The 21,776-nt window shown below is 72.4% G+C and carries 16 protein-coding genes; 8 read left to right on the forward strand and 8 right to left on the reverse strand.

The window, feature by feature from the left end:
• Positions 1-28: 28 nt before the first annotated feature.
• On the reverse strand, positions 29-1,381 hold the full coding sequence (gene gabT, locus AB0N02_RS43555; RefSeq protein WP_363960208.1) for a 4-aminobutyrate--2-oxoglutarate transaminase: 1,353 nt from the start codon (positions 1,379-1,381) through the stop codon (positions 29-31).
• A gap of 91 nt (positions 1,382-1,472) precedes the next feature.
• Here gabT and AB0N02_RS43560 point away from each other — a divergent pair, with 91 nt between their 5' ends.
• Positions 1,473-2,975 carry a PucR family transcriptional regulator gene (locus AB0N02_RS43560; protein WP_363960211.1) on the forward strand — a complete coding sequence of 501 codons (1,503 nt, stop codon included), beginning with the start codon at positions 1,473-1,475 and terminating at the stop codon, positions 2,973-2,975.
• Here the strand turns inward: AB0N02_RS43560 and AB0N02_RS43565 are convergent.
• Complete coding sequence (locus tag AB0N02_RS43565) at positions 2,954-3,580, reverse strand: TetR/AcrR family transcriptional regulator (protein WP_363960214.1); 627 nt, start codon at positions 3,578-3,580, stop codon at positions 2,954-2,956. The two genes, AB0N02_RS43560 and AB0N02_RS43565, sit on opposite strands and share 22 nt — an antisense overlap.
• A 217-nt stretch (positions 3,581-3,797) precedes the next feature.
• Between AB0N02_RS43565 and AB0N02_RS43570 the strand changes: the two genes are divergently transcribed.
• Positions 3,798-5,225 (forward strand): aldehyde dehydrogenase family protein, encoded by a 1,428-nt coding sequence (locus AB0N02_RS43570; protein WP_363960217.1) that lies wholly within the window; start codon positions 3,798-3,800, stop codon positions 5,223-5,225.
• Positions 5,226-5,325: 100 nt separating this feature from the next.
• On the opposite strand, the gene AB0N02_RS43575 is transcribed toward AB0N02_RS43570, so the two are convergent.
• Both AB0N02_RS43575 and AB0N02_RS43580 read right to left on the reverse strand, forming a co-directional pair.
• The gene (locus AB0N02_RS43575) at positions 5,326-6,726 is read right to left on the reverse strand and encodes a hypothetical protein (protein WP_363960219.1); all 1,401 of its coding nucleotides are present in this window, start codon (positions 6,724-6,726) and stop codon (positions 5,326-5,328) included.
• 54 nt (positions 6,727-6,780) lie between these two features.
• Positions 6,781-7,869 (reverse strand): peptidase, encoded by a 1,089-nt coding sequence (locus AB0N02_RS43580; RefSeq protein ID WP_363960222.1) that lies wholly within the window; start codon positions 7,867-7,869, stop codon positions 6,781-6,783.
• A 184-nt stretch (positions 7,870-8,053) separates the two neighbouring features.
• On the opposite strand from AB0N02_RS43580, the gene dxr reads away from it, so the two are divergent.
• On the forward strand, positions 8,054-9,238 hold the full coding sequence (dxr, locus tag AB0N02_RS43585; RefSeq protein WP_363960225.1) for a 1-deoxy-D-xylulose-5-phosphate reductoisomerase: 1,185 nt from the start codon (positions 8,054-8,056) through the stop codon (positions 9,236-9,238).
• Between the two features lie 36 nt (positions 9,239-9,274).
• Positions 9,275-10,444: a flavodoxin-dependent (E)-4-hydroxy-3-methylbut-2-enyl-diphosphate synthase gene (gene ispG / locus AB0N02_RS43590; RefSeq protein WP_363960227.1), complete on the forward strand. Its 1,170-nt coding sequence runs from the start codon at positions 9,275-9,277 to the stop codon at positions 10,442-10,444.
• 384 nt (positions 10,445-10,828) lie between these two features.
• On the opposite strand, the gene AB0N02_RS43595 is transcribed toward ispG, so the two are convergent.
• A complete protein-coding gene (locus tag AB0N02_RS43595; RefSeq protein WP_363960230.1) occupies positions 10,829-11,461 on the reverse strand; it encodes an AAA family ATPase in 633 nt (210 codons plus the stop codon).
• A 219-nt stretch (positions 11,462-11,680) separates the two neighbouring features.
• On the opposite strand from AB0N02_RS43595, the gene AB0N02_RS43600 reads away from it, so the two are divergent.
• Together AB0N02_RS43600 and AB0N02_RS43605 are read left to right on the forward strand one after the other, a co-directional pair.
• Positions 11,681-13,297 carry an alpha/beta hydrolase gene (locus AB0N02_RS43600; RefSeq protein ID WP_363960233.1) on the forward strand — a complete coding sequence of 539 codons (1,617 nt, stop codon included), beginning with the start codon at positions 11,681-11,683 and terminating at the stop codon, positions 13,295-13,297.
• A gap of 56 nt (positions 13,298-13,353) precedes the next feature.
• The gene (locus tag AB0N02_RS43605; RefSeq protein ID WP_363960288.1) at positions 13,354-14,196 is read left to right on the forward strand and encodes a GNAT family N-acetyltransferase; all 843 of its coding nucleotides are present in this window, start codon (positions 13,354-13,356) and stop codon (positions 14,194-14,196) included.
• Between the two features lie 118 nt (positions 14,197-14,314).
• On the opposite strand, the gene AB0N02_RS43610 is transcribed toward AB0N02_RS43605, so the two are convergent.
• Positions 14,315-14,692: a DUF3037 domain-containing protein gene (locus tag AB0N02_RS43610; RefSeq protein ID WP_363960236.1), complete on the reverse strand. Its 378-nt coding sequence runs from the start codon at positions 14,690-14,692 to the stop codon at positions 14,315-14,317.
• Entirely contained in the window at positions 14,689-15,498 is an 810-nt protein-coding gene (locus tag AB0N02_RS43615; protein WP_363960239.1) for a HipA family kinase, read from the reverse strand. The genes AB0N02_RS43610 and AB0N02_RS43615 overlap by 4 nt, the downstream gene beginning before the upstream one ends.
• Positions 15,499-15,741: 243 nt before the next feature.
• On the opposite strand from AB0N02_RS43615, the gene AB0N02_RS43620 reads away from it, so the two are divergent.
• Positions 15,742-17,751, forward strand: a complete 2,010-nt coding sequence (locus AB0N02_RS43620; RefSeq protein ID WP_363960242.1) for a PASTA domain-containing protein — start codon at positions 15,742-15,744, stop codon at positions 17,749-17,751.
• A gap of 147 nt (positions 17,752-17,898) precedes the next feature.
• On the forward strand, positions 17,899-19,665 hold the full coding sequence (locus AB0N02_RS43625) for a serine protease (RefSeq protein ID WP_363960245.1): 1,767 nt from the start codon (positions 17,899-17,901) through the stop codon (positions 19,663-19,665).
• A gap of 185 nt (positions 19,666-19,850) precedes the next feature.
• Here the strand turns inward: AB0N02_RS43625 and AB0N02_RS43630 are convergent, their stop codons facing one another.
• The gene (locus AB0N02_RS43630; RefSeq protein ID WP_363960248.1) at positions 19,851-21,548 is read right to left on the reverse strand and encodes a CHAP domain-containing protein; all 1,698 of its coding nucleotides are present in this window, start codon (positions 21,546-21,548) and stop codon (positions 19,851-19,853) included.
• Between the last annotated feature and the right edge of the window lie 228 nt (positions 21,549-21,776).

The following is a 21,776-nucleotide window of genomic DNA, read 5'->3' on the forward strand; positions in this document are numbered from 1 at the left end:
GGTGCCCCTTTTGGGATGATCTAAACCGTCAGATCTCGCTGATGGCCTTCTCCAGGATCGCCAGTCCCTCTTCCAGCAGGTGGTCGGGCATGACGAGCGGCGGAAGGAAGCGCAGGACGTTGCCGTAGGTGCCGGCGGTCAGCACGAGCAGGCCCTCGGCGTGGCACCTCTTGGCGATCTCGCCCGCCGCCGTGGGGTGCGGGTCCTTGGTGCCGGGGACGACCAGCTCGATGGCGATCATGGCGCCGCGGCCGCGCACGTCGCCGATCACCGGGTTCTTCTCGGCGACGGCCCGCAGCCGGGGAAGCATGACCTCGCCGATGTGGCGGGCCTTTCCGGTCAGGTCCTCGGCCTCGATGGTCTCCAGCACGCCCAGTGCCGCCTCGCAGGCGAGCGGGTTGCCGCCGTAGGTGCCGCCGAGACCGCCGACGTGGACCTTGTCGAGGATTTCGGCGCGTCCCGTGACGGCCGACAGGGGCAGGCCGCCCGCGATGCCCTTCGCGGTGACGATGATGTCGGGCACGATGCCCTCGTCCTCACAGGCGAACAGGTCGCCGGTGCGGGAGAAGCCGGTCTGGACCTCGTCGGCGATGAAGACGATGCCGTTCTCGCGGCAGAACTCCGCGATCCGCGGCAGGAAGCCCTTGGCGGGCTCGATGAAGCCGCCCTCGCCCGCGATCGGCTCGATCACCACGGCCGCGACGTTCTCCGCGCCGATCTGCTTGTTGATCTGGTCGATCGCCTGGGCCGCGGCCTCCTCGGCGCAGTTCTCCGGGCCGGTGGGCCAGCGGAAGGGGTAGGCCAGCGGCACCCGGTAGACCTCGGGGGCGAACGGGCCGAACCGGTGCTTGTACGGCATGTTCTTGGCCGTCAGCGTCATGGTCAGCAGGGTCCGGCCATGGTAGCCGTGGTCGAACACGACGACGGCCTGGCGTCCGGTGGCGTGCCGGGCCACCTTGACCGCGTTCTCCACGGCCTCGGCGCCGCTGTTGAGCAGGAAGGTGCGCTTGTCGTGGTCGCCGGGCGTGAGCTCGTTGAGCTTCTCGCAGACCTGGACGTAGGACTCGTACGGCGTGACCATGAAGCAGGTGTGGGTGAAGTCCGCGACCTGCTTGGTCACCCGCTCGACCACGCGCGGAGCCGAGTTGCCGACGCCGGTCACCGCGATGCCGGAGCCGAAGTCGATCAGCGAGTTGCCGTCGGCGTCGACGACGACGCCGCCTCCGGCGTGCGTCACGAATACGGGCAGCGTGGTGCCGATGCCCGAGGGGACGGCGGCCTGCTTGCGGGCGAGGAGCTCGCGGGACTTGGGACCGGGAATCTCGGTGACGACCCGGCGCTCCTGCGGAAGCGAGGGGCCGCCCTGGGTGGCGGTGCTCATGCTGTGACGGTATGTCGCGCATGCCGTTATACGGATGATGCACTATGGCAAAATTGTCAGGAACACTCTGGCCGTAACGTATAAACCGGGGGTGGCTGTGGCGCCGACGCTCCGCACCGTCGTGCGGCGTCTGCCGCTCAAGCTTGGCGTGCTCGCCGGCCAGGACGCCCTCGACCGGCGGGTCCGCTGGGTCGCGGTCAGCGAGCTGGAGGACCCCACCCCCTTCCTGGAGGGCGGCGAGCTGGTGCTCACCACCGGCATGCGCCTCGACGCGGGCAACGCCGCCCCCTACGTCGACCGGCTGGTCGGCAGGAGGGTCACCGGGCTCGGGTTCGGCATCGGCCTGGGACACGAGGAGATTCCCGCCGGGCTGGTGGAGGCCGCCGCGCGGGCGGGGATGCCGCTGATCGAGGTGCCCCGCGACACCCCGTTCGTCGCGATCAGCAAACTGGTCAGCGACCTGATCGCCGCCGAGCAGTACGACGAGATCAGCCGTGCCTTCGCCGCCCAGGGACGGCTGACGCGCGCCGCGCTCCGCCCGGAGGGGGCCCACGCGGTGATCGACCGCCTGGCCCACGAGCTGGGCGGCTGGGCGGTCCTGCTCGACGAGGCGGGAGCCGTACGGCACGCCGCGGGAAAGGGGGCGGACGGCGTCTCGCGCCTGCTGCCCGAGCTGGAGCGGCTGAGAAGACCGGCGGGGCGGGGCGCGCCCGCGAGCCTGGCCTTCTCCACCCCCGCCGAGCACGTCGTCGTGCAGCCGCTCGGCGCCCGTCGCGTCAGGGGGTTCTTCGCGGTCGGGCTCGGCAGGCCGTTCACCCCCGTCGCGCACACGGTGGTCAACGCCGCCGGATCCCTGCTGACCCTCGCCATCGAGCACGGCAAGGAGCACCTGACCGCCGAGCGCCGGGTGCGTTCGGCGGTGCTCGGGCTGCTGGTCGCGGGGCAGGCGGAGGTCGGTGCGGAGATCCTGGAGTCGCTGGGGGAGACGCTGCCCGCCGGCCCGCTGGTCGTGCTGGCCGCCGGGGGCGAGCGGGAGGCGGTGCTGGAGGCCCTGGCGGAGGAGACGGGTGAGGGGTTCGCGGCGATCGACGGCGGCCGGGTCGTGGTTCTCGTCGCGGCGTCCCGAGCCGAGGCCATGGTCACGATGCTCGGCGGGCACGGCCCGGTCGGGGTGAGCGCCCCGGTCGGTCACGACGGCCTGCGCGAGGGGGTGGGCCAGGCCGACCGGGCGCTGGCCGCGGCCAGGCGCGGCGCGGAACGCGTGATGCGCTTCGCCGACCTGGCGGGCCAGGGACTGCTGTCCCTGCTGGACCCCGAGGCGACCGCGGCGTTCTCCTCCGCCCTGCTGGCCCCCCTCAGGGAGTACGGCTCGCGCGCGGACCTGCTGGAGTCACTGCGCGCCTACCTGCTCTGCAACGGCCACTGGGACGCGGCGGCGCAACGCCTCGGCGTGCACAGGCACACCCTGCGCTACCGCATGCGCCGCGTCGCCGAGCTGCTCGGGCGCGACCTCGACGACCCGGCGGCCCGCGCGGAGCTCTGGGTCGCGCTGGCCGTGGCCGGGGAGCGGGATCAGGGCTTGTCTGCCAGGTAGCGGGAGATGGTGGCGTAGGTGACCGCGTCGTAGGTGTCGCCGTCACGCAGGTGACCGGCTCGCTCCAGGCCGATGGCCCCCTGGGCGGCGGCCCAGAGCGCGTCGGCGATCTTCCTGGGCTGCGTCGGGATGATGTATCCCGCCGAGATGCAGTCGGCGATCACCCTGTCGAGGACGTTGAGCGCGGCCCTGGCCAGGGTTCTGGCCCGCTCGCTCGGCACGAAGCCGGGAATCGCCCGCTCGAACATGAGGGCGTAGTAACCGGGCTCGGCCAGCGCGGCCTCCCGGTAGGCGGGGCCGAGCGCGGTGAGGTGCTCCAGGGCGTTCTTGCGCGGCGGCACGGCCTCCAGCCTGCGCCGGAAGCGCTCGAAGCCCTCGAGGTAGAGGGCCTCGGCCAGGCCCTCCTTGCTACCGAACATGGTGTAGATGACGGTCGTCGAGCACCCGGCCTCGGCGGCGATGCGGCGCATCGAGAGGCTTTCCGGTCCGATCGTGACGAGAAGCTGGCTGGCCACGTCGAGCAGCTTGGCGCGAAGCTCGTCCTGGCCGGCCCGTTCGCCGAGCAGATAGGCACCCTGCAGCCCGCGCGGCGCCGGAGAGGTCATGCGGCCACGCCCTTTCGCTGAGAGGGAGTTGCAATCGGTGACTTAGCCAGGGCGAAGATCGTTCAAACCGTCGCCATATAAGAAATATCTATAAACTGCCCTGTTTTCGTTACAGCGATGAAGACGATTATTTTTATGCGGAACGGCGCGTCTCCGCAAGTGTCTTGTGCGAAGTGGAGTAACGCCGTGCCGTGACGGGTGGCATACCGTCTGAGCCATGGACGTGCGCCCCTTCTGGCTCGCCGGTCGCCCCGCCACAGGGGACGCCGAGCTCACCGTGACCAACTCCCATGACGGCCGTGTCGTCGGCCTCTGCTCCGTGCCGACCGCCGACCAGGTGGAGGAGGCCGTCGCGGCCGCGGACGCCGTACGCAAGCAGGCCGCCGCGCTGCCCATCCACGTGCGGGCCGAGGCCCTCGCCCACGTCGCGCGCCGTCTGGCCGAGCGTGCCGAGGAGATCGCCCGGCTGATCATGGAGGAGAACGGCAAGCCGATCTTCTGGGCCCGCGGCGAGGTCAACCGCGCGATCTCCACCTTCAGGTTCGCGGCCGAGGAGACCCGCCGCCTCGGCGGCGAGGCCATGCGCCTGGACACCGAGGCCGCCTCCGCGGGCCGTCTCGCCTACATCTCGCGCGTCCCGCACGGGCCGATCCTGGCGATCACGCCGTTCAACTTCCCGCTCAACCTGGTGGCCCACAAGGTCGCCCCGGCCATCGCGGTCGGCGCGCCGGTCATCGTCAAGCCCGCTCCCGCGACGCCGCTCTCCTCCCTGCTGCTGGGCGAGATCCTGGCCGAGACCGACCTGCCCGCAGGCATGTTCTCCGTGCTTCCCGTGCCCAACGACCGCGCGGGCGCCCTGGTCGAGGACCCGCGCCTGCCGGTGGTCTCCTTCACCGGCTCGGGGCCGGTCGGCTACGCGATCATGGACCAGGTGCCGCGCAAGCACGTCACCCTCGAACTCGGCGGCAACGCCGCGGCGGTCGTGCTCGCCGACGCCGACCTCGACTGGGCCGCGTCGCGGGTGGCGCTGTTCTCCAACTACCAGGCCGGACAGAGCTGCATCGCGGTCCAGCGGGTGATCGTCGAGGAGTCCGTGCGCGAGGACTTCCTGGCGAAGCTGGTCCCGGCCGTCGAGGCCCTGGTCACCGGTGACCCCGCCGACGACAGGACCCAGGTCGGGCCGCTCGTCTCGGTCGAGGCGGCCGAGCGCGTCGAGCAGTGGGTCAAGGAGGCCGTCGCGGCCGGTGCCCGGCTGGTGGCCGGCGGTACCCGTGAGGGCGCCACCGTCGCCCCGACCGTGCTCGCCGACGTCCCGCACGACGCCAAGGTCTCCTGCGAGGAGGTCTTCGGCCCCGTGATGATCGTCCAGTCGGTCTCCGGTGTCGACGAGGCCTTCGCCGCGGTCAACGACTCCAAGTACGGCCTGCAGGCCGGGGTGTTCACCCGCAACCTGGACATCGCCTTCCGCGCCAACCGTGAGCTGGAGGTGGGCGGCGTGATCATCGGAGACGTCCCGTCCTACCGCGCCGACCAGATGCCCTACGGCGGCATCAAGGACTCCGGCGTCGGCCGCGAGGGCATTCGCTCCGCCATCGCCGACTTCACCTACGAGAAGGTCATGGTCCTGACCGGACTGTCCCTGTAGGACGTCGAGTCCCCGTAGGGCGTCGAGGAATCGTCCACGGCCCGTCCCCGCACCCGGGGGGCGGGCCGTGCCGCGTCACGGCCGCCGGCACGCGGCGTGATCACGACTTCTCCGACGTGGCGTAGAGCTGTCTGGCGATCTCCCCGAAGTAGGGGCCGTACATGGTGCCGCGGTCGTCGCTGTACTTGAAGCTGCTCACCGAGGTGACCGTGCCGCGCCCCGTGACGGGGTCGAAGCCGCTCATCCAGGGGCCGCCGCTGGATCCGGCGGTCATGTCACAGCGCAGGCCCTGGTCGCCGGTCTGGCCGTGCGGGTCGTCGCGGACCGGGCCCGCGCAGTAGACCAGGCGCTCACCGTCGTACGGCGCGTCGGCGGGGAAGCCGAAGCCGTGCGTCTGGCGGCCCCTGGCGGAGCCGAAGGCGATGTCCTGGGCCCCCACCACCTCGCCGAGGTGCCTGCCGCCGCGCGGGTTGAGCGCCACCATGCCGATGTCGTAGCTGTCGTCCCCCTCGCGCGCCCACGGGCCCGTGACGAACATGCGGCGCGCGGTGAACTGCCCGTACGGCTGACGCCCCCGGTCGTAGCCGGGCACGAAGGTCCAGTTGTCCGCCCAGGCGCCGGCGCCGTCCTTGAGGCAGTGCCCGGCGGTCACCACGAGGTCCCTGTTGGCGCTCCTGACCGAGCTAGCCGAGCACACGAAGTCGACCCCGTCGAGGGTGAGGAACACGCGCCCGGTGGTGTGGGACACCCAGCCGCCCGCGGCCCAGCGGGCCCCGCCGACGCGGGCCTGCCGGCTCAGGGCGGGGACGGGCGCCCCGGTCAGCATCCCGGTCACCGTCGTGAGCGGGCCCGGCGCGGCGGTGCCCGTCCTCTCGCGGAGAAGGGGGGCGGATCCGCCCGCGCCCGGTCCACCCGGCCCGTCCGGTGCGCCCGCTCCACCCGGCCCGTCCGGTGCGCCCGCTCCACCCCGTCCGTCCGCTGCGCCCGCTTCACCCGGTCCGTTCGGTGCGCCCGGCGCGGCCGGTCTGTTCGGGATGCCCGGTCTGTTCGGGGTGCCCGGCGCGGCGGCGCCCGCCGTCCCGCGAAGCGGGTGGAGCGCGTGGGAGGCCGTGCCCAGCGTCCCGGTCACCGTGCCGAGCAGGCCGATCGGGACGGCGTCCGCCATCCGGCGGGGAGTCCAGTAGTCGAGCACGCGGCGCTGCTCCGCCGTGGCGCGGGCGGCCAGGTGCTCGACGACATCGGCTCTTCTCCGGACCGGGACCCTGTCGCCGTTCCCGTCGTTCCCGCCGCTTCCGCCGGTCACACCGGTCGCGTCGGGGGGTTCCTCGACGACTCCTACGGCGGGGCGGGCCATCTGGGCCGCCCGAACCGCCTGGACCGCCTGGACGGGGTCGCTCGCGGCCCGCTGTCTGTGCCCGGTGATCGCCGCACCGGTCAGGGACACGCCCATCAGTCCGGCGGCGAGGGCGGCACCCCCGAGCAGGGGGAGGCTCGAAGTCATGAGACCCGAGTTTGCACTACCAGATGTGTTCTTGTGGCTACTTTCGGTGAATCTTTAGGGGGTGCCGGTGTCCTGCGCGGCGTCGTAGACGGCCTTCGCGTCGGCCCCGAAGTAGGGGCCGAACATCCGGCCGGCCGCGTCGCCGTACTTGAAGCTGTTCACCGAGTTCAGCGTGCCCAGGCCGGTGCCCTCGTCGAACCCGGAGAACCAGGGGCCGCCGCTCGATCCGCCGTTCATGTCGCAGTTCAGGCCGATGTCGTGGGACATCATGAAGTCGTCGAACGTCCAGCCGCTGCAGTAGACCAGTTTGGAGCCGTCGTAGGGGGCCGCCGCGGGGTAGCCGAAGGAGTGCATCCGCTGCCGCCGGGGCTGGTTGAAGGAGACGCCCTGGCCGCCGACCACGTCGGTCAGGGACCGGCCGTTCAGCGGGGCGACCACGGCGGCGGCCACGTCGTGGTCGATGTCCTCGCCGTTGTTCCACTGCGGGGTCGTGTAGAGGGTGGTCGCCACCCAGGTGCCGTACGGCCGGTCGCCGCCGTTGTAGCCGGGGACGAACACCCAGTTGGTGTGGAAGGCGCCGCCCATCCGCACGCAGTGCCCCGCCGTGATGACCGTGCTCCTGTTCTCGCTGGTCACCGCGCTCGCCGAGCACGAGGCGTTGCGGCCCTGGTAGGTGAAGAAGACCCGGCCGGAGGTCCTGGCGACCGCTCCCGCGCGGGCCCACGGCGCTCCGGTCGAGGTGCGCGCGGAGACCGGGGTCCGGGCGGCCGCGGCGGTTCCGCCGCCGGGCGAGGTCGCCGGAACCGTGACGGGGGCGGCGGGGACGGCGGTGACGGTGGCGGTGGGGGAGGGCGTCCCGGCGGCCGCCGCGGTGAGGCTGATGCCCTTGCGCCCGGGGGCGAGGGTGTCGAGCGGCTGGGCCGCCTCCATCTTCGCCTCCGTCCAGTAGCGCCGGACGGAGCGCTGTTCGGCCCCGGTGTCCGCCGCCTCCTTCCCGACCGGCGCGGGGACGGCGCGCCCGGCCGTCGTCGCCCCTCTCGCGGTCGCCGGCGCCGCCGTGGCGCCGTGCGCGACCGTCGTGGAGAGCAGGGCGCCTCCCGCGGCGAGTGTGAGGATGGGGACCAGGCGTGCCGTACGGCGCATTTGTACCTCCCGAGACCTGATGCTGGGTCGGGAAGCTAGCCCGCTTCATGTCCGCATTTCTCAGGCTTTTCAGGTTTTGATATATCGAAATTCGGACTTAAATGGCTCTTTATCTCTCCTGTTCCATGCGTCACGAATTCTGGCGGCGGTTCGACGAGGTGGCACGACCCGCGAGAATGGGGCCGTGCAGTCAGACACCACTCGCTCCGTCGTCCTGCTCGGTTCGACCGGATCCATCGGGACCCAGTGCCTCGACGTCATCGCCCGCAACCCCGCCCGGTTCAAGGTCGCGGCGCTCGCCGCGGGAGGGGGCCGGGTCGACCTGCTGGCCCGCCAGGCGGCCGAGTTCCGGCCGGACGTGGTGGCCGTCGCCGATCCCTCGGCCCTGCCCGCGCTGCGGGAGGCCCTGGCCGCGTGCGGGGTGACCGCCAAGGTCCTGGCCGGTCCCGAAGGGGTCGCCGAGGCCGCGGCCTGGCCGTGCGACGTGGTCCTCAACGGCATCACCGGGGCCCTCGGGCTGACCTCGACGCTGGCCGCCCTGGAGGCGGGCAGGGTGCTGGCGCTGGCCAACAAGGAGTCGCTGATCGTCGGCGGCCCGCTGGTCAAGCGCCTGGCCAAGCCGGGGCAGCTCCTCCCGGTCGACTCCGAGCACGCCGCGCTCGCCCAGTGCCTGTGGGCGGCGGGCCCGGACGGCGCCGACGCGTCGGCCGTACGACGGCTGGTCGTCACCGCCAGCGGCGGCCCCTTCCGGGGCAGGAGCCGCGCCGAGCTCGCGGACGTGACCCCCGAGCAGGCCCTGGCGCACCCGACCTGGTCGATGGGGCCCGTCATCACGGTGAACTCCGCCACGCTCGTCAACAAGGGCCTGGAGGTCGTCGAGGCCCACCTGCTCTTCGACATCGGCTTCGACCGGATCGACGTCGTGGTGCACCCGCAGTCGGTCGTCCACTCGATGGTGGAGTTCGTCGACGGCTCGGTAATCGCCCAGGCCAGCCCGCCCGACATGCGGCTGCCCATCGCCCTCGCGCTCGGCTGGCCGGGGCGGGTCCCGGACGCCGCCCCCTCCGTCGACTGGACCAGGGCCAACACCTGGACCTTCGAGCCGCTCGACGACGAGGCCTTTCCCGCCGTCGCGCTGGCCCGCCACGTCGGCTCGGCGGGCGGCACGGCCCCGGCGGTCTACAACGCCGCCAACGAGGTTTGCGTCGACGCCTTCCTGGCGGGGCGCCTGCCCTTCCTCGGTATCGTGGACACCGTGGCCGCGGTGGTCTCCGAGCACACCGTGACGGGGGCGGACACCGTGGCCGAGGTGCTCGACGCGGACGAGTGGGCGCGTGTTCGGGCACGGGAGCTCACCGCGACTGCCTAGACTGGAAGGCGTCCGCCGACTCTTCAAGGGCTGAAAATGACTTCTGTTGCTCTCGGGATCCCGTCCGTAAGGACCAGGCCGATCGCCGAGCGACGCAAATCCCGCCAGATCATGGTCGGATCCGTTCCGGTCGGCGGTGACGCGCCGGTCAGCGTGCAGTCGATGACCACCACGGTCACCGCCGACGTCAACGCCACGCTCCAGCAGATCGCCGAGCTGACCGCCTCGGGCTGCCAGATCGTCCGGGTCGCCGTGCCGTCCCAGGACGACGCGGAGGCGCTGCCGATCATCGCGAAGAAGTCCAAGATCCCGGTGATCGCGGACATCCACTTCCAGCCGAAGTACGTTTTCGCCGCCATCGAGGCGGGATGCGCGGCGGTCCGGGTCAACCCGGGCAACATCAAGAAGTTCGACGACAAGGTCGGCGAGATCGCCAAGGCCGCCACCGAGTACGGCGTGCCGATCCGCATCGGCGTCAACGCGGGGTCGCTGGACCCGAGGCTGCTGGAGAAGTACGGCAAGGCCACCCCCGAGGCGCTGGTCGAGTCGGCGCTGTGGGAGTGCTCGCTGTTCGAGGAGCACGGCTTCCGGGACATCAAGATCTCGGTCAAGCACAACGACCCGGTCGTGATGGTGCAGGCCTACCGGCTGCTCGCCCAGAGGTGCGACTACCCCCTGCACCTGGGGGTGACCGAGGCGGGCCCGGCGTTCCAGGGCACGATCAAGTCGGCCGTGGCCTTCGGCGCCCTGCTGGCGGAGGGCATCGGCGACACCATCCGGGTCTCGCTGTCGGCCCCGCCGGTCGAGGAGGTCAAGGTCGGCACCGCCATCCTGGAGTCGCTGAACCTCCGCGAGCGCGGCCTGGAGATCGTCTCCTGCCCCTCGTGCGGGCGGGCCCAGGTCGACGTCTACACCCTGGCCGAGCAGGTCCAGGCGGGCCTGACCGGGCTGAAGGTCCCGCTGCGGGTCGCGGTGATGGGCTGCGTGGTCAACGGTCCCGGCGAGGCACGCGAGGCCGACCTCGGGGTCGCCTCGGGCAACGGCAAGGGCCAGATCTTCGTCAAGGGCGAGGTCATCAAGACCGTCGCCGAGTCCCAGATCGTGGAGACCCTCATCGAGGAGGCCCTGCGCCTGGCCGAGGAGATGGGCGTGGAGGTCGACCTCGACGACGAGGACGGCCCGGGCCCCGAGGTCGTCGTCCGCTAGGCCGGCACCCGGGAACGCTCCGGCGCCGGGACACCCCGCCGGGTGCGCGCCGTTCACCGGCGCCGGCCGGGGTCGCTCCGGGGCTCGCCGTACCGGCGCCGTGGGGTGGCGTGAACCATGGGCGTGCCGGGGCTGTTCGGTGGGCGGGGACGGTCGCCGAGGTGGCCGTACCAGTGCCGTGGGGTGGTGTGAACCGTGGGCGTGCCGGAGCGGAGCCGGTGGCCCAGGGGGTGGCCGTACCGGCGCCGTGGAGAGGTGTGGACCGTGGGCGCCCTGCGGGCGTGCCGGGGCTGTTCGGTGGGCGGGGACGGTCGCCGAGGGGGCCGTGCCGGTGTCGATGCCGTGTGGGGCGGAGGCGGCGCCGGGGGTGAGGCGGGTGAGGCGTCAGTCGAAGCGGATGTGCTGGATTCCCGTCCATGCCCGGCGCAGGCGTCCCCGGAGCACGCCGTCGGTGTTCGGGGTGAGCGTCAGCCCGGCCGAGGCCGCGATGTGCTCGGCGACCTGCGGGATCGTCAGGTGGTCGGTCCACAGATGATCGGCGAACTCCGCCTGGCGCAGGCGTTCCAGGCACAGGTCGAGTTTCGCGACGGCGAAGCTCTCCCGGCGCAGCGGGGCGTCCTTCCCGGCCACGAACTGCGTGAGATGCCCGAGACCGCGCTCGCGTAGCCGCCGCAGCACCGTGTCCCGGCCGGCCAGGAGCGCGAAGTGCCGGACGTCGTGCCCGCGTTCCCGCAGCCGGCCGACGGTCTCCCGGAAGTAGGCCGGTTCCACGACCGTCATCGGCGCGATCACCGTGCCGTCGTGTCCGGAGAGGGCCAGGTCCAGCACCTCGTACACCCCCTCCCGCCAGGCCCGGAGGTTCTGGAAGTCGCCGCGCAGCCGAGGCGGCGTCATCCGGTGCAGGCCGAAGCCGACGTGTTCGGGATCGCAGACGACACTGCCCGGCAGCCGCCGCCGAAGCTCGTGGGCGGTCTGTGTCTTGCCGCCCCCGAAGGGGCCGTTGATCCACAGGAGCATACGCAGACCCTACGGGGCCGGGCCGTGTGCCCGCGTGGAACCGCCGAGGGGCCCGGCGGCCGCCTCCTCCCGGTTCTCCCGGTCCTCTCGGGCGGGGACGCCGCGTCATTACACATGGCAATCAACTGACTACAGAATGGTAAGGGTGTGGCCGTACCGCCGGTGGTGCCGTCGTGGCCCGGGAGAACATCGCCTCTGCCGTACGAGTAGGGGGAGTTCGTGAAAAGGGTCGTCGGGGCTGTCGCGGGCATCGGAATGCTGGTCCTCGCCGTCGGGGCACCGCAGGGAGCGGCCGCGCAGGGGGCGGCCACGCGGGGACGGGACGAGCTGGTCTGGGGGCCCTGCGAGGAGTCGGGCAAAGCGCCGCCGGCCGAGAGCGTGCCGCCCCCGTCCACCGAACCCGAGGGCCCCACGGTCGAGTGCGCCTCCCTGAGAGTGCCGCTCGACTACGCCAATCCGTACCAGACCATCAGCCTGGCCCTGAACCGGATCAGGGGAAAGGCCTCGCGGGACCACAACCACCTGGGCGTGCTGCTGGTCAACCCCGGCGGGCCGGGGGCCTCCGGGCTCGATCTGGCCAAGCAGGTCGCCGCCCAGCTTCCGGCCAAGCTCGCCGACCGGTTCGACGTGATCGGCTTCGACCCGCGTGGGGTCGGCCACAGCGAGCCCGCGCTGCACTGCGTGGACCCGGGCAAGTACTACGCCCCGCCCCGCCCCGACAACGTGCCGGGCAACGCCAAGGAGGAGGCCGTACTGCTCGACCGGGCCCGCCAGTACGCCTCGGCGTGCGAGAACCGGTGGGGCTGGATGCTCCCGCACCTGACCACCGAGAACTCCGCCAGGGACATGGACGCGATCAGGCAGGCGCTGGGCGAGTCCGAGATCAGCTATCTGGGCTACTCCTACGGGACCTATCTCGGCGCGGTCTACGCCTCGCTCTTCCCCGACCGGCTGAAGCGGCTGGTCCTGGACAGCGTGGTGGACCCCGGAGGCGTCTGGTACGGGGCCAACCTCGCCCAGGACGTCGCCTTCAACCGGCGCCACCAGGACTTCCTGCGCTGGACGGCGCGCCACAACGACATCTACCGGCTCGGCGGCACCGGCAAGGCGGTGTCCTTCGCGTGGTACGCCATGCGTGAGCGGCTGCGCACCCGGCCGGCGGGCGGCATGGTCGGCCCCAGCGAACTCGACGACATCTACACCGTCGGCGGCTACTCCGACCTCGTCTGGCCGCAGCTGGCCAAGGCCTTCTCCGCCTACGTCAAACGAGGCGACACGGTCCCGCTGCTCGCCGCCTACCGCAGATACGGAGAGAACGACACGAAGGACGAGAACGGCTACGCCGTCTACCTGGGGGTGCAGTGCCGCGACGTGGCCTGGCCGCGCGACTGGAGCCGGTGGCGGACCGACATGGCCAGACTGCACCCCAGGGCGCCCTTCCTCACCTGGGCGAACGCCTGGTACAACGCGCCGTGCGCGTTCTGGCCCGAGCGGGGCGGCACCCCGGTGAAGCTCAGGGACAGCCGGAAACTGCCGCCGATCATGCTCATCCAGTCCGAGCGCGACGCGGCCACGCCGTACTCGGGGGCGCTGCGCGTCCGCAGGCTGTTCGGCGGTGCCCGGCTGCTGAGCGTGGCGGGGGGCAACCACGGGGTCTCGCTCGGCGGGAACCGCTGCGTCGACCGGCGCCTGGCGGCCTACCTCAAGGACGGCACGCTCTTCGGCCCGGCCGTCCGCTCCGCCGCAGCCTCCGACACCCCCGACGCCCGCTGCACCGCGACGGCCGAACCTCCGCCGACCGCCCGCGTGGGGGCAATGCCCGGTCAGGGTAGATGACAGGCTCTGTGTTGGTTCCTGCCAAAATCGTGGGGGTCGCGTAGGCTAAGCGCGTGATGCTGCGCACAATGGCGTCGCGTGTGCTCGACGACAACGACCGTGACGAGGTGCAGGCGATCCTGGACGCCGACCCCGTCTCCAACGTCTTCGTCGCCTCCCGGGTCCGTGCCGTCGGGCTCAGCCCGGCCAGGCTCGGCGGTCAGATGTGGGGCTTCGGGCCACGCGGAGGCCTGACCTCGCTCTGTTACGCGGGCGCCAACCTGGTCCCCGTGAACGCCGGCCCCGACGCCGTGCACGCCTTCGCCGACCGGGCCCGCAAACAGGGCCGCCGGTGCTCCTCGATCGTCGGTCCGTCGGAGGCCGTCGAGTCGCTGTGGCAGCGGCTCGAACCCCACTGGGGGGCCGCCCGCGCGATCCGCTGGGCCCAGCCGGTGATGGAGGCAACCGAGCTCTCACCGGTCCCGGCGGACCCTCTGGTCCGGCGGGTGCGCCCGGAGGAGTTCGAGATCGTGCTCCCGGCCTGCGTGGCGATGTTCACCGAGGAGGTCGGCGTCTCCCCCGAGGCGGGCGACGGCGGCGCGCTCTACCGTTCCCGGGTCGCGGAGCTGATCCGCATCGGCCGCTCCTACGCGCGGATCGACGACGGCAGGGTCGTCTTCAAGGCCGAGATCGGTGCCGTGACCCCGCAGGCGTGCCAGGTCCAGGGCGTCTGGGTCCATCCGGACCTGCGCGGCCGGGGCCACGCGGTGGCCGGGATGGCCTCGGTGGTCAAGCACGCGCTCGACTGCTTCGCACCGGTGGTCTCGCTGTACGTCAACGACTACAACGCCCCCGCCAGGGCCGCCTACCGCAAGGCGGGGTTCAAAGAGGTCGGCACCTTCATGTCGGTGCTCTTCTGAGCCCTTCTTACCGGACCCCGGGCCCGCCGCCGAGCCGCTCCCGGAGACGGTCTCCCGGGTGATCCCGGAGGCGGTCCCGGAGCGGTCCCGCGCCTTCCAGCCGCCCGGTCTCCGAGGCCTACAGGGCGCGCACCAGCCGGGACACCAGGTGCTCCAGCTCGGCCTCCGGATCCGCGGTGAGACCGGCGTGGACGGGTCCGGTCTGCACGATCGTGCTGCGCGGGGCGGTCAGCCAGCGGAACCGGCCGCCGAGCGACTCCTTCGTCAGCGGCCCCTCCTCGCCGAGGCAGGAGCGCCGGTAGGCGTCGAGCGCGTGCCGCACCCCGTCGAGGTCCGCGTGCGCGTCGAGTGCGCGCAGCCGTGCCTCGTCCAGCTCGACCCGGGCGCACAGGTAGTCGCGGGGCTGGCAGTACAGCAGCACCCCCGCGTTGATCAGCTCGCCGCGCTCGACACGGGGGATCACCCGGATCACGGCGTACTCGTAGACGTCTCTCACCGGTTGTCCTTCCAGAACGCGCCCACCGAGCCGGTCTTCCGCTCCTGTCTGGATGCGGGTGAGGGCTCGGGCAGCCACGCGCGCGGGGCCTGCGCCCTGGCCAGCAGGTGCTCGACGTAGGCCTGCCGTACGGCCTGCGCCCCGTCGAACCCCGGCTCGTCCTCCAGCCACTCGTCGGGAACCTCGTCGACCACCCCGTCGAGGAAGTCCCGGGTGATCTTCTCGCTGAGCTCGGCGTCGGCCTCCGCGAGCCGGGTGGCGAAGGGGGCCAGCACGTGGTCGCCCGCGTCGAAGGGGCGCTGCGGGTCGGCGGTCGGCCAGTTGTGGTGGAACCACAGGGCGGCGCCGTGGTCGATCAGCCAGGTCTGGCCGTGCCAGACGAGGAGGTTCGGGTTGCGCCAGCTCCGGTCCACGTTGTGGATCAGGGCGTCGAACCAGAGCAGCCGGGAGGCGAAGCCGGGATCGGGGGGCCAGGTGAGCGGCTCGAAGCCGAGCGCGGCGGGCAGGAAGTCGACCGCCAGGTTGAGGCCGGTACTGGCCCGGAGCAGGTCCTGGATCTCCTCGTCCGGCTCCCGGGCACCGAGCTGCGGATCGATGTCGATCAGCTTCAGGTCGGGGGTGCGGAAACCGAGCCGCCTGGCCAGCTCGGCGGAGATGATCTCCGCGACGAGCACCCGGCGTCCCTGTCCCGCGCCCCGGAACTTCACGACGTAGGTACCGAGGTCGTCCGCCTCGACCACGCCGGGGAGCGATCCGCCCTCGCGCAGGGGCGTCACGTAACGCGTGGCCGTGATCTGTTCCAGCACCTCGCCAGGGTACCCGGAAGGGGCCCGCTCCCCGGCCCAGGTGTGCCGGGTCCGGCTCCTCCCGCCGGGGCCGGAGCGGGGCCGGAGCGGGGCCGGCCGGCCGTCTCGCCGGTGTGACCATCACAGGGATGTCGCGCTGTGAGAATCACAGGGATGTCACGGTGGCGGTCCGGGCGGTTCGCCGCCGCCGGGCGGCGGCATATCTCCCTGTGGTCGGGAAGGGCTGCGGGGAGGGAGGCGGGCGTGCCGCATACGCAGCCGCTCAGGATGGGAGACCCCGAGGGCCTCGGCGGATACGTGATCCACGGCCGTCTGGGGGAGGGCGGCCAGGGAGTGGTCTATCTCGGGACGCACCCGGCGACCGGTGCCGAGCCCTACGCGATCAAGCTGCTGCACACGCCGTCCGCGGCGGATCCCGCGATCTTCCTGCGTGAGGCCGACCTGGCCAAGCAGGTCGCCAGGTTCTGTCTCGCCCAGGTGGTCGACGCGGGACTGGCCGGTGACCGGCCCTACATCGTCAGCGAGTACGTCGACGGTCCGTCGCTCCAGGACGAGGTCGCGACCGGCGGCCCCCGCAGGGGCGGCGCGCTGGAACGCCTGGCCATCGGTACGGCGACCGCCCTCGCCGCCATCCACCGGGCCGGGATCGTGCACCGCGACTTCAAACCGCAGAACGTGCTGCTCGGCCCCGACGGGCCCAGGGTCATCGACTTCGGGCTGGCCAGGGCGCTGGCCCCGGGCGTCACGCGAAGCGCGTACGGCGCGGGCACCCCCGCCTACATCGCGCCCGAACAGGTCGAGGGAGGCGAGATCGCCCCGGCGGCCGACGTCTTCTCCTGGGGCGCCACGATGTGCTTCGCCGCCAACGCACGGGCGCCGTTCGGGCAGGACTCGATCCCGGCCGTGCTGCACCGGGTCCTCACCGCGCCCCCGCGCCTGGGCAGCCTCGGCGGCGGGCTCGGCGCGCTGGTCGCCGACTGCCTGGACAAGAACCCCCGCAACCGTCCGACCAGCAGGGAACTGCTGCTCGCCCTGCTCGACGGGGACGGCGCCGGAGCCACCGGTGTCGCCGGCGCGGTCGCCGGTGGCGGGCGGACGGAGGTGTTCGGGGCCGTCCGGGCGGCGGCCCCGCGGACCCCCTCCGACACGGACGTCCTCGACGTCCTCGACAAGCCCGATGAATCCGGCGGACCGGATGAACCCGATGAGCCGCGGGCCCGCCATGACCGGGCGGTCACCAGGGTCTCGGTCGCGATCTCGGGTGCGTTGCTGGTGAGCGTGGCCGTGCTGGTGGGAACACTCGCCCCCGCGCTGAGCGGAGGAGCGGGCAAGGACGGGAAGGGGCGGCGGGCCGAGTCCGCGGCGGATCTCGGTGTGGCGGCCGGGCCCGCGCCGAGATCGGGCGAAGCCTCCCGTGCGGTCCATCCCGCGCCGAGTCCCGGCGCCAGGACCGCGGAGTCCCCGCCCCCATCCCCGTTCCCGTCGTCGCGCTCCGTCCCGGGGGTCACGGTGCCGGCACTCGCCGGGCTCGACCGTTCGCAGGCGTTACGCCTGATCAGGCGGGCCGGGCTGGTCGTCGGGGAGTTCACCTCGGCCGACTCGCAGCAGCGGATCGGGCGGATCCTCAGAAGCCGGCCGCAGGCGCTGACCAGGGTGGCCAGGGGGACCCGGGTCGATCTCGAGGTCTCCGCCGGAGTGCGGGTGCCCATCCTGGCGGGCCTGCGCAGGAGAGCCGCCGAGAAGGCGCTCACCCGGGCGGGCCTGACCCCCGGTGAGGTCGTCACGCGCTGCTCCGACCGGCCGGGCGGACAGGTGCTCGACAGCGCTCCGGAACCGGGCGGCCGTCTCTCCTCCGGCGAGGAGGTGACGCTGGTCGTGTCCAGGCGGGGTACGGAGGTGCCCTCGCTCGTCGGCACGGGGGAGAGGGAGGCGGGGAGCGTGCTGCGCGGGGCGGGCTTCGCCGTACGGGAGCTCCTTCGCCCCGTCGACGACCCGTCGCGGGCGGGGACGGTGCTGGCGCAGAGTGTGGCGCCCGGCGGGTGCGCCGCACCGGGCGCCACGGTGGTGATCACGGTCGGTGCCGAGGACCGCGCCGAGGACCGCGCCGAGGACCGGGGCGAGCCGGGGTCCGCGGATCCGGCGGTGTCGTCTGATCCGGCGGTGTCGTCGGGTCCGGCCGTGCCCGAGGTGTCCGGGTCGTCGGCGCCCTTCGAGCGGATCGACGGGGCGGACGCCACGAGGTGGCCCGGCTGACCGCCTGACGGGCTGACGGGCTGACGGGGCGGCCCCGGAGTGCCGCCGGTTCCGGCCGCTCGGTGCCTCTCAGCGGCTTCCAAGTGCCACCCAAGTCGGTTACGTCATGCTCTCGCCTGAAAAGCGAGTTTTGGGGAGAGTGCGCAGATGTGGAGAAGACTGGGCGCCGCCGTCGGGCTGGTCATGGCCGGTGTGCTGGCCCTGCCCGGTGCCGCCCTGGCGAAGCCGAAGGAGCTGGACGTCCCGGTGGGAACGTGGGTGGCGGCCAGGACCCAGCCCGCCGTGCAGCTGACCTCCGTGTCCTACACGGCCGACGTGGCCGTGCCGACCCCGGTGGCGAACCTGGAGGCGATCAGGACGCTGAGCCAGCAGGGCGTCAACGCCGTCCAGTCGGGCAAGATCTCATCGGACGAGAACAGCATCTACAGGTGGGTCGTCCAGCAGATGGCCAAGAACCCCGGCCGTTACTTCTCGCCCGGCACGCCGGAGCGGGTCGTCGAGGCGACGGCGGGCGGGTTGTGCACGGGATGGTGGGTGACGCCGGACGGCTACATGGTGACCGCGGCCCACTGCGTTGGCCAGGAGGACACCGAGCTGGCGCAGACCTTCGCGGCGCAGGCCCTCACCAAGATCAACGAGAAGGACGCCGCCGATCTGGTCGCCGACCTCGGTGACATCGCCTCCGACGAGGAGATCGTCCGGACGGCGTCCAAGATCTTCCAGATCTGGAACGCGGACAACATCAAGATCCGCAACGTCAAGAGCTCGCTGTCCCTGCTGCAGAGCCTGCCGGGCGGCGGCGTGGACAAGACCGCCAAGACGGTACCGATCGAGCTGGTCGCCAAGGGCACGGTCTATCCCGGCAAGGACGTCGCGATCCTCAAGGTCAACGGGCAGAACAACCTGCCGACCGTACCGCTGGGCCAGGACTCCGACGTGCGGGTGGGCGACACGCTCTACATCAGCGGGTTCCCCGGCACGGTGACGCAGACCTCGATCTTCAACATCGAGTCCAAGCTCGAACCCGCCTTCACCGAGGGGCCCTACAACGCCAGCCGGCAGACGCCCGACGGCGTGCCGTACATCCAGACCCAGGCACCCTCCTATCCCGGCAACTCCGGCGGCCCGGTGTTCAGCAAGGACGGCAACGTCATCGGCATCCTGGTCGGCGGCCTGATCCAGCAGGACGGGGGCTCGACCGAGGGGGAGAGCTTCGTGCTGCCGGTCGGTATCGTCCGGGAGAAGCTCAACGAGAAGAACATCAAGGCGGCAGAGTCGGCCACGACGAGGACCTACAACGAGGCGCTCGACCTGTTCTTCGCCAACCACTACTCCGACGCGCTGCCGAAGTTCCGTGAGGTCCAGGCGCTGCAGCCGAACCACCCCTACGTCGCCAAGTACATCAGCGACTCCCAGCAGGCCATCACCGCCGGCAAGGACGAGAGCTCCTCGCCGATCCCGCCGTGGGCGCTGTGGGGCGGCGGTGGCCTGGTCGCCCTGCTCGTGATCGGCGGCCTGGCCGCCGCGGTCAGGGGGAGGAAGCGCTCGAAGGTCGTGCCCTCCCCGTTCCCTCCCGCGTCCTACGGCATACAGCCCGGTTACCCGCCGCAGGGGCAGTACGGCGGGCCCCACCAGCTCCAGCAGCCCGGTCATCACGAGCAGCCAGGGCAGCCGGGGCAGCCGGGACAGCCGGGACAGCACGGCCAGCCCTACGGGGCGCCGCAGCAGTACCCGCGGCCGCCGTACCCGCTTCCCGCCGCGCCGGAGGACACCCGCGCGGTGCGGCCCCAGCCCCAGTACGGCACGCCGCAGCAACCCCCCGGCCCCGGAGCGAACACCCGGATCGCCGGGCTGGAGGCGGAGCTGGAGCAGCTGCGCCGCAACATGGGCCGGCGCCCGCCCGGCCAACCCTGACGGGAACGCCTGAAGGGCGCCGTCCCGAACGGGAACACCGGACGGCGCTCTTCGGAACGGGAGCAGCCGTCCGGAACGGGGGCACCTGAACGGCGCCGCCCGGAACGGGGACGGTGCCCGCCCGGGCAGCGCGGCGAGGGAGACAGGGCACCCCGTCCGGGCCGCGCCGCCCGCCCGGGTGCCGGTTACACCGGCACCCGGGCCCTGCGGCGTCCCTGATAGCCACTGTGCGCCAGGATGTCGCCGTCCTCGGCGGTGCGGGCCGCGGCGGGGAGGGCGTGCGCGGGCCGCCTCTCCGGGGCGGTCGAGGTGGCGCGGCCCCTGTCCGGGGCGGTCGAGGTGGCGCGGTTCCTGGGGGCGGGCCGGGTGGTCGGCATGGTCGTGCTGACCACGGATTCGGACCGCCGGTGGCGCCTGCCGCGCAGCGGGGCGTCCTGAACGAAGGTGGACGACTCGACCACCGGACGTTCGCGGAGACGGCGCCTGCCCTGGTAGGGGAGACGGGGGCCGTCGTGGCGGCGGCCGGCCGTACCGCTCCCCCCGGCGTGGGACGCACCGGCCGGTGAGAGCGCCTCCTCGACACGGGTCAGGCTGCTCCGTACGGCCGGCGCGAACTCCGCCGGAGGCCTGAGTCCGGACGGAGAGCTGAGCGCCGGCGGAGAGCCGAGCGTCGCGGGAGAACGGAGTTCCGCCGCGAGCCCCTGCCCGGTGCGGGCGGCCACCCTGTTCAGGGGCGACTCCTCGACGTGCGACAGCGGGGTCGTGACCGAGGGGAACCCGGCCACCGTGGCGGTCGCGAGCGTGGTCTCGGGGACGGTGCGCACGACGCCCTCGCGCGCCCCGGCGAGGACGGGGGCGTTCTTGGTGATCCGGCGGCGACCGGGGGAACGGCGGCGGCCCGGGGTGCGGCGGGCGGGCGCCGCGACACCGGCCGTGGCCGGTGCGGGCCGCGCCTTCGACTGCTTGGTCCGGGCGTGGGCGATGATCGCGACCGCCGCCAGCAGTACCGGCGCGAGGATCGTGGGGCTGCCGAGCTGCGGGGCGTCCAGCGAGAGGTCGCGGCTCGCCGGGGCGGCGGCGACCGCGTTGGTGTCCGCCGCGGCGGGCTTGGCGTGCTTGCCGGTACGGCCGGCGGAAGCCTGGGGTGAGGGGGCTCCGGTGGCCCGGGAGACCGTCTGGGGGGCCGGGGCGTCCTTCGCCTCGCCCGGCGACCTGTTCTCCGCGGGGGACCCGACGGCCGAGGCGGTGGCCGGCTTGGCGTGCTTGGGACCGGTCTTGGCCCGGGCGGGCCCGGCGGAGGTCTCGGTCTCCCGGATGAGGCCGGGCGGCATCATCGACAGCAGGCTGGGCCCCGAGGAGAGCTCGACCGAGTTGTTCGCGTGGGCGTCGGAGGTCACGACCTCCTGCTGCCGGGACGCCTCCTTGTCCAGCCGGGCCTTGATCTTCTCCGGATATCCGTACCCGACGACCTTGTCGGTGTCGCGCTTCTTGCGCTTGGCGATCCCGCCGTCGATGTTCCCCTCGATGGTGTAGATCGTCCTGCCCTCGACGGCGGTGACGATCCCGACGTGGTCGATGCCGTCGATCTTCTTCGCACCGCTCCAGTCGAAGAACACGAGGGCGCCCGGCCGGGGGACGGTGCCCCAGGCGTCCTGCTGCCGGAACCACTGGGCGTGGTAGACGGTGTAGGCGAACTGGCCGATCCAGTCCTCGTAGCCCAGCTTGTTGGCCGCCCACGACAGGTACATGTCGCACCAGGGGGCCGCGGTGTAGTCCGCGTCGAACTCGACGTTGCCGCCGTACCAGTCACCGAACTTGGTGTGGCCGCCCGCCTTCTCGGAGTATCCGAGCTGGCTCTCCAGCAGCTTGATGAACTTTTGCATTTCAGGGGTCATAGGAAGTTCGCGGTCACCCTCCGACGGCCGTGAGGCGTGGTCGCGCCGCCCTCGCGACCTGGCCGCCGGAAGATGGGGGTTGAGCGATGGCGCGTTCACGCGGACCGGTCAGAGGGACTACCGGGACACGTGTGGCGGCACCATTGGTCAGTTGTCTTCCGTGACGAGGGAGGTTACCTCCCTTAAAGGGGAGGTCAAGACGGGGCGGGGCGCGGG

The organism is Streptosporangium sp. NPDC051022 (assembly GCF_040683035.1).
In the GTDB taxonomy this organism is placed as follows: Bacteria; Actinomycetota; Actinomycetes; order Streptosporangiales; family Streptosporangiaceae; genus Streptosporangium.